The sequence below is a fragment of the Rudaea sp. genome, assembly GCF_036383415.1.
Taxonomy (GTDB): Bacteria; Pseudomonadota; Gammaproteobacteria; order Xanthomonadales; family Rhodanobacteraceae; genus Rudaea.
On the sequence record NZ_DASVOK010000258.1, the window covers coordinates 1 to 7663 of the forward strand.

Below are 7663 nucleotides of genomic sequence, written 5' to 3' on the forward strand. Positions count from 1 at the left end.
GGCTGCGCCGCCGCCGCCGCCGCCGGCTCCGATCGACCTGCGCGGCGTCGAGTTCAAGTTCGACCATCCGCGTCCGGGCGAGAAGCTGGTGCCGTCGCTGAAGGCCCCGACCGCTGCGTCGGTGCAGATCCTCGACGAAGCCGTGGATACGCTGAAGCGCAATCCGGAAATCCGCGTCGAAGTCGATGGTCACACCGACTCGAAGGGCACCGAGGCGTACAACCAGAAGTTGTCGGAGCGTCGCGCCAAGGGCGTGTACGACTACCTGATCGCGCATGGCGTTCCGGAAAGCCAGATCACCGGCTCGAAGGGCTTCGGCAAGGATCAGCCGATCGCCACCAACGACACCGCGGAAGGCCGTCAGCGCAACCGCCGCGTCGAACTCAAGCAGTAAGATCGCTCGAGTTGGTGCAAGCAACAAGAAAAAGCCCGGCGCAAGCCGGGCTTTTTTTGTATTTTTGCGCTCGTTCTTGATCGCGAAGATCACAAAGCGGCCATCCATGGCCGCACTTCTCAATGAAAAGTCTCGAGCCACGACATGGCTTGGCACGCGTCCTGAGCAAACTCGGCGTGTGCTCGCGCAGCCAGGCGCAAGTACTCGTGCGCGCGGGGCGCGTGCGCGTGAACGGGCGGATCGTGCGCGATCCGGAAGCGCCGACGAGTGGCGTGCGTGATCGCATCGCCGTCGACGGCGAAGAAGTCTCCGCGCGGGAAAAAATCCATCTGGCGCTCAACAAGCCGCGCGGCTATGTCACCACGGCCAGCGACGAGCGCGGGCGCGACACGGTGTACGACCTGTTGAAGAGCGGCGCCGTCAAACTGCCGGCAGCATGGCTCGCACCGGTCGGTCGTCTCGACAAGGCGAGTGAAGGGCTGCTGCTGTTCACTAACGACAGCAAATGGGCCGCGCGCCTCACCGACCCGGCTTCGCATCTCGACAAGACCTATCACGTGCAAATCGACGCGCTCGCCGACGACGGACTGCTGGCGCGCTTGGCTGAAGGCATCGTCGATGCCGGCGAGAAGCTCGAATTGAAATCGGTACGCGAGCTGCGCCGCGGCGAGAAGAATTCTTGGCTGGAAATCGTTCTCGACGAGGGTCGCAACCGGCAGATCCGCCGCGTACTCGCGGCGTTCGACATCGGCGTGCTGCGTCTCCTGCGCGTCGCGATCGGGCCGGTTGTGCTCGGCGATCTGACCAAGGGCAGCGTGCGCGTCCTGACTGCCGCCGAAGTCGCCGCATTGGCTGGCTGAAGCCGATGCGGCTGCTTTCGGCCGGGGTCCTCGCTGCGCTTGACATGTGACAAAAAAGTCACCTATTATGAATTCCGAGATGGATGCCGTATTCAAGGCGCTCGCGGACTCGTTTCGACGCAAGCTGCTCGACCGATTGAATCGCCGGGAAGGCCAGACGCTGGCCGAACTCTGCAAAGGCGCGGACATGACCCGCTTCGGCGTGATGAAGCATCTGCGCCTGCTCGAGCAGGCGGGGCTGGTCGTCACCCGGCGCGAGGGGCGCGAGAAACTACACTATCTCAATCGCGTGCCGATCCGGCGCCTGCACGATCGCTGGATCAGCCGCTATGCCGAACCGATGGCCGCGGCGCTGTCGCGACTCAAGACCGCACTGGAGGAACCCATGTCCGAAGGCAGGCTGGTTTACGAGATCTTCGTCCGCGCGACGCCCGAGAAGCTGTGGCGCGCGATCACCCAGCCCGAGTTCACGCGCCAGTATTTCCACGGCAGCGCGATCACCACGCCGCTGAAAAAGGGCGGGCCATATCGCTCGGAGGCCGCGGACGGCACGCTGCTCGTCGATGGCGAGTTTCTCGAATGCGACCCGCCGCGCAGGCTCGTGCACACTTGGCGCGTGCATTGGAATCCGGCGCTCAGCCATGAACTGTCGACGGTGACCTACGAGATCGAGCAGAGGGGCGACAACTGCAAGCTCACCGTGACGCACGAGGTGGCGCAGGCGCCGCAGACGGCTGCGGTCGTGAAGGGTGGTTGGCCGGCGATCCTGTCCAGCCTCAAGTCGCTGGTCGAAACCGGCAAGCCGCTGGTGATGTGAGCGGAGAGACGAACATGCTGCGCAAGATCGCTTCGCCGGTTTTCCTGCTCACCGCCGTCGTCATTGCGCTCGGTGCGTTCGGGCACGACTCGCAGGCGGTACGTCTGGCCAGCGAGCTGGGCAAGTCGCAGCTGGGCGAACGTGATGCGAAGGTCATCCTGCTGATCTGGCATTTCACCAGCGGCTGCATGTTCGTGCTTGGCGCGATTTGCGCCTGGGTCTGGTGGCGCGCTCGCCGCGGCGAGCGTGGCGTCTTCGTCGCGAGCGATCTGGTCGGCTTGCTCTACATCGCGGCGGGACTGCTGTCCGTGTGGTATGCAGGTGTCGCCTTCTTCTGGCTGTTTTTCGTATTGGGCCTGTTGTTGATCCTGGCTTCGCTGCCGTTGCGGCGGCCCGCGTGATTACTTCACCAAGCCAAGCTTGCGTCCGACCTTGACGAACGCCGCGACCGCGCGGTCGATCTGTTCGTGTGTGTGCGCCGCGCTCATCTGCGTGCGGATGCGTGCCTGGCCCTTCGGCACGACCGGGAAGAAGAAACCGATCACGTAGATGCCTTCGTCGAGCAACTGCCTGGCGAATTCCTGCGCGAGTTTCGCATCGCCGAGCATCACCGGCGCGATCGGATGCGTGCCGGGGCGGATGTCGAAACCAGCGTCGGTCATGCGCTCGCGGAAGTAGAGTGCATTGTCATTGACCTTGTCGCGCAGCGCGGTGCTCGACGAGAGCATTTCGAACACTTTGATCGACGCGGCGACGAGCGGCGGCGGCAGCGTGTTCGAGAACAGGTACGGGCGCGAGCGCTGGCGCAGCAGGTCGATGATTTCCTCGCGCCCGGTCGTGAATCCGCCCGAGCCGCCGCCGAGCGCCTTGCCGAGTGTAGAAGTAAAAATATCTACTTTGTCCATCACGCCGTGCAACTCGGCCGAGCCGCGTCCGGTCGGGCCGACGAAGCCGGTCGCGTGCGAATCGTCGACCATGAGCAGCGCCCCGTATTTCTCCTTCAGGCGCACGATCTCGTCGAGCTTGGCGATGTAACCGTCCATCGAGAACACGCCGTCGGTGGCGATCAGGCGCGTGCGCTTGCCCTGCGTCTCCTGCAGATGCCTCTCGAGCTCGGCCATGTCGCCGTTCGCGTAGCGGCGGCGTTCGGCCTTGCACAGGCGGATGCCATCGATGATCGAGGCGTGATTCAAGGCATCCGAAATCACCGCATCTTCCTCGTCGAGAATCGTTTCGAACAGACCGCCGTTCGCATCGAAACAGGAGGTATACAAAATCGTGTCGTCGGTGCCGAAAAATTTCGCGATCGTCGCTTCGAGTTGCTTGTGCAGGTCCTGCGTGCCGCAGATGAAGCGCACGCTGGCTAGGCCGAAGCCGTGCGTGTCGAGCGCATCCTTGGCCGCCTGGATGATCTCGGCGTTGTCGGCCAGGCCGAGGTAGTTGTTCGCGCAGAAGTTGAGCACCTCGCGGCCGTCGGTCGTCTTGATTGACGATGACTGCGGCGTCGCGATCACGCGCTCGGTCTTGTACAGGCCGGCGTCGCGAATCGATTCGAGTTCGGACTGCAGGCGATTCTGGGCGGCGTAGGTCATGGCGGAATCCGGCGGACAATGTCAGGGTACCGGCCATTGTCCGCGATTCGCCTGCGCAATGAAATTGTTGGCGTAGAATCGACGCGTGGGAGGGGTGGCATGAGTCCAAAAGCGTTAAAGCGGCGCGAGCAGGCCGCGGTCGAAACCACAGCCGCGAGCGGTCATGGCCTGCGCGACTGGCTGATCGGCACGCTCGGCATGATGGCCGCAGCGCCGCTGATCGGACTGTTCGCCGGATTCTTTCTGCTGTTCGGCGGCATCTTCCTCGGCGTCGCCTGGCAGATGGCGATGAAGCCGCTGGTCGACATGCGCCAGTACGCCGCGTTCACCGCGTCCACCTCCGGGCATATCGTCGAAAGCTGGGCGGCGATCGACTTCGATCCGGCCAATCTTCCCGCGGGCAAGTTGTACTGGGATCGCGCCAGCAAGATTTCGCGCTGCGCAGTCGTCGAATATACGGCCGGCGAATGGGGCGCGCCGCTGCGCCGCGCGTTCTGCGGCATGCGCCTGCAGTTCAGCGACAACTTCCGCCTGAGCGACTGGGCCGAGGCCGTGCAGGAAGGCATCCCTTTCACGTTCCTGCGCGATGCGAGCGGCTTCGAGGTGCAGGAGGTGCGCATGAGCCGCGCGACGCTGGACTGGATCTCGCATCATTCGCCGCGCGACACCTTCGGCATGAGCAAGCCGCCACCGACCACTGCGCTGGCCGCGTTGCGCGAACAGTTCGATGTGCCCGTTGACGTGGCGGTCTTGAGTTGGACGCACGCCGTTCCGGATTTTCCGTTGCGTTTCGATCCGCAGCGCCCGCAGGAGGCAATGCCGGCGCGCGTCGTCGACGACAGCCATGACTGGAACCCGACGGCCGCGGTCCTCGCGTTGCTGCTCGCCGTGCCCGGGTTCTGGGTCTGGCGCATGGGCGTGCGAGCTTTCTTCCCTACCGAGCCGTCAGCGCCAGTGCTCTGGGCGCTTACGTTGTTGCCGTTGCTTGCATTGCCATGGTGGGGCGAGATGCTGCCGAAGATCATTGCCCGCGCGAACCGCGACTGGGCGACGATCGCGAGCGGCATGCTCGACGACGTCACGCGCAGCACGCGCCTTATCGCCAGTGCGCCGGACGAGGCCGAATTCGCGCACGGCGAGCGTCTCGTCTGGCGGCTCGACCAAGGTGCGTATTCCGATACCTTCGGCCGCATCCACTACACGCAGCCCGAGCCGATGCCGAAGTCCACGGAAGAGGCGATCGCCGCGCTGCGTACACAGACCTCGGCGCAGGTACGTACGTTCGACTCGGCGCAACGGCTGGCACTGTTCCGACGTCTGCGCGGGCAGTACGAGGCCAACCTGCGCAACGTGCAGCGGCTGTTCACGACGGCCGCGGAGGACACCTTGCGCGACGCGGGTGCCGACGCAGCCGCGCACAAGGCGGCGAGGAATTTCCTGATCTTCGCCGGCGGCAGCCCTTACTACGATGATCAGCTCGACAAGATCGAGGTGCCGCCGCGCGCGACTAACGCGTCGTCCGAGTGAATGTACCGGCAGGATATTTCGGCGCGCCGGCGTAAGGTGCGCGTTGGACCAGGCGCCAGCCACGTTCGCGCAGCTTGCGCTGTGCAAGCGCGGAAGCTTCGCCGCCGACTAATGCGGTCTTGTCCGCGGCCTTGAATTCGGGACGGTCGAAGAATTCGTCGATGTCGGCGGTCCAGCTCAGGTAGTCGACCGGCATCGGCAGCAGCAGCCTGCCGTCGCGCGCGACGTAGACCAACGCCGCGCCGGCGATGACGAACTGGCCATTGCGTTCCGTCGGCCAGTGCTTGCGGATCTGCGACAGCGCATCGACCAGATAACGACCTTCGACCTCGCCGTGCGTCACCGTGCCGAGCTCGAGCAGCTCGTTGCATCCCGTGCGCGGCGCGAGCGCGACGACCGAGTCGGCGAGCTGCGTGCGCATCGTGTCGCTGAAGCCGCCGCGCTTGAGGAACTGGCGGATACCGAACTCGTCGCTGCAGATCGAGGCCAGTTGTTTTTCGTTGCGCTCGCGGATCTGCTCGGGCGTGTGGCTGAGCACAAAGTCGTTGACCAGGCTCGAGTCGGCGATCACGTCCGCGGCCGTGCCACCGATCGCGCCCAGCGCCTGGCCGGCGGAGAAGTTGCCCCAGACCGCGGCCCATGCCAGCGAATTCAGACGCTCGATGATGTAGGGATTCGAGGTGCCCGGATCGAAACCCAGTTGTTTGGCGATTTCGTTGCGCGAGGAACTGTATTTGAGATAGCGCTTGACCTCGCGCCCGGTGTCGCGTCCGGCGCGTGCGTACCAGGCCTTGCTCGGCTTTTCCGGTTCCTCGGGCGGAGCGGGGATGCCTTGCGCTTCGTCGACGGCATCCTGCGGATCAATGCCGACATAGCCATCGGCCTCGTTGCGGCGTTTGGTTGCTTCTGCGTTGGTGCGCACGGCGCTGTCGGGCGCCACGTCGCGGCCCGCAGTCATCGGGCCGTCGGGCGCGCGGAACGGATCGCCCTTGTTCTCCATGATGCGCGCCGAGCGGTCGCTGACGCTCTGCGCGCGGTTCGCCCACATGCCGATCTGCTTCTTGAAGTAGCGCACCACACCCATCGGCAGGCCGACGATCGAATCGACCGGGTGGCGCACGACGTTGGCGATCGCGGTGCCGGTCCTCTTGCCGCGCTCGGCGAGCGCGTGGCCGAATGCACCGCTGCGCGTGGCCTGGTCGAGGGCTTCGATCGCCGGAATCTCGGCGACGCGGATCGCGAGCATCTGCGCGCTGTCGGCCGTGAGCGGACCGTACGGCGTCGTGATCGAGAAGCGCGCCATGTAGCCGCCGACCTGGGCCTTCGGATCGACGGTGAAATTCGGACCGCTCAGCAGCGCGGGCTCGGCGATCGCGGCTGCGTCGAGCACCGGCTCGGACTCGTAGCCGCATTCGCGCACGCACGCGGGCGCATCACGTGCGAAACAAGCAGCATGGGGTGCCAAGCACAGCAGTGCGGCCAACGTGAGGGAAAGTTTGCACCACATCGATGCCGGAATTTTCCAGAGAGTCTCGGAATGGCCGGTAAATGGATCAGCGCGCGGTCTTGTTCTGCGCGAGGAATTCGGCGTAGGCCGAATCGAGTTGTTCCAGATTAACCTTCTCTTCCCCGGCGAGCACGTAGCGGCAGGATTCGACCGTCATCACGCGGCCGGGCTGGAGGAGGAAGTCGATCACATGATCGATGTATTTCTGCAGGTCGCGCTGCTTGGCGTAGACGCGTGCCACCTGCTGCGCCTGGCCGAAATCCATGTGGGCCAAGGTCTGCGTTGCGATCGCGGTCTGGTAGGCCGAGTCGAGCAGCAGTGGAGAGACCACGCCGTGCCAGCCGGGCACTTCGGCGCAGGGTCGCGGCGCTGTGGAAGCCGCGGATTTTGCCTGCTCCGCCATTTCCGCATCCGCTTTGGCAATCTGCTCGAAACTGTGCGCGATTTCCGCGCGGCTGGATTCCATCTCCGCGCGCAACGCGAGCAGCGCGGCCTCGACCTGCCTGCGCTCGTCGCGATCGTGGCTCCACTGGCCGATCGCGAGCGCGAGCAGCACGCCGAGCACGACCGAAAACGTCTGTACCGCGATTTCGGCGAGGCTGATCGACTCGCGATGGAACCAGCGACGCGCGGCGGACGGCACGCCGCTTTCCGCGTCGCGTTCGTGCGCGCGTGCCGGCTCTTGGCTCACCGCGCGTTCCCGCAGCCCATCGTCAGTTCCACGAGCAGACGACCTTGCCGCATTGCCCAGCATCCATCAGGTCGAAGCCACGCTGGAAATCATCGATGTGGATCTGGTGCGTCAGCACTTTCTGCAACGGGAAGCCGGTCAGCAGCATCTGCGTCATCTTGTACCAGGTCTCGTACATGCGCCGGCCGTAGATGCCGTGCAGCACGAGGCCCTTGAAGATGACCTTGTCCCAGTTGATGCCGGCGCCGTTCGGCATGATGCCGAGCATGGCGATC

The 7663-nt window shown here is 64.8% G+C and carries 8 protein-coding genes and 1 pseudogene; 5 read left to right on the forward strand and 4 right to left on the reverse strand.

The annotated features are described in order from the left end of the window. The 4 genes from VF497_RS09650 to VF497_RS09665 all read left to right on the forward strand — a co-directional run. The coding region (locus tag VF497_RS09650) for an OmpA family protein (RefSeq protein ID WP_330888090.1) at window positions 1-394 on the forward strand (394 nt) is incomplete at its 5' end. Between the two features lie 122 nt (window positions 395-516). Further along, window positions 517-1254: a pseudouridine synthase gene (locus tag VF497_RS09655; RefSeq protein WP_330888093.1), complete on the forward strand. Its 738-nt coding sequence runs from the start codon at window positions 517-519 to the stop codon at window positions 1252-1254. Window positions 1255-1321: 67 nt separating this feature from the next. Continuing rightward, window positions 1322-2071 carry an ArsR/SmtB family transcription factor gene (locus tag VF497_RS09660; RefSeq protein WP_330888095.1) on the forward strand — a complete coding sequence of 250 codons (750 nt, stop codon included), beginning with the start codon at window positions 1322-1324 and terminating at the stop codon, window positions 2069-2071. Between the two features lie 14 nt (window positions 2072-2085). Then, window positions 2086-2472 (forward strand): hypothetical protein, encoded by a 387-nt coding sequence (locus VF497_RS09665; RefSeq protein ID WP_330888097.1) that lies wholly within the window; start codon window positions 2086-2088, stop codon window positions 2470-2472. Here VF497_RS09665 and kbl read toward each other — a convergent pair whose 3' ends face one another. Continuing rightward, window positions 2473-3663 (reverse strand): glycine C-acetyltransferase, encoded by a 1191-nt coding sequence (gene kbl / locus VF497_RS09670; protein ID WP_330888099.1) that lies wholly within the window; start codon window positions 3661-3663, stop codon window positions 2473-2475. A 99-nt stretch (window positions 3664-3762) separates the two neighbouring features. On the opposite strand from kbl, the gene VF497_RS09675 reads away from it, so the two are divergent. Continuing rightward, a complete protein-coding gene (locus tag VF497_RS09675) occupies window positions 3763-5190 on the forward strand; it encodes a hypothetical protein (protein ID WP_330888101.1) in 1428 nt (475 codons plus the stop codon). Here VF497_RS09675 and VF497_RS09680 read toward each other — a convergent pair. The 3 genes and pseudogenes from VF497_RS09680 to VF497_RS09690 all read right to left on the reverse strand — a co-directional run. Continuing rightward, window positions 5171-6580, reverse strand: coding sequence for a hypothetical protein (locus tag VF497_RS09680; protein ID WP_330888103.1), 1410 nt, complete (start codon window positions 6578-6580; stop codon window positions 5171-5173). The two genes, VF497_RS09675 and VF497_RS09680, sit on opposite strands and share 20 nt — an antisense overlap. 163 nt (window positions 6581-6743) lie before the next feature. Further along, on the reverse strand, window positions 6744-7388 hold the full coding sequence (locus VF497_RS09685) for a hypothetical protein (protein WP_330888105.1): 645 nt from the start codon (window positions 7386-7388) through the stop codon (window positions 6744-6746). Between the two features lie 22 nt (window positions 7389-7410). After that, window positions 7411-7663, reverse strand: a pseudogene (locus VF497_RS09690) (L-threonine 3-dehydrogenase); the annotation flags it as partial.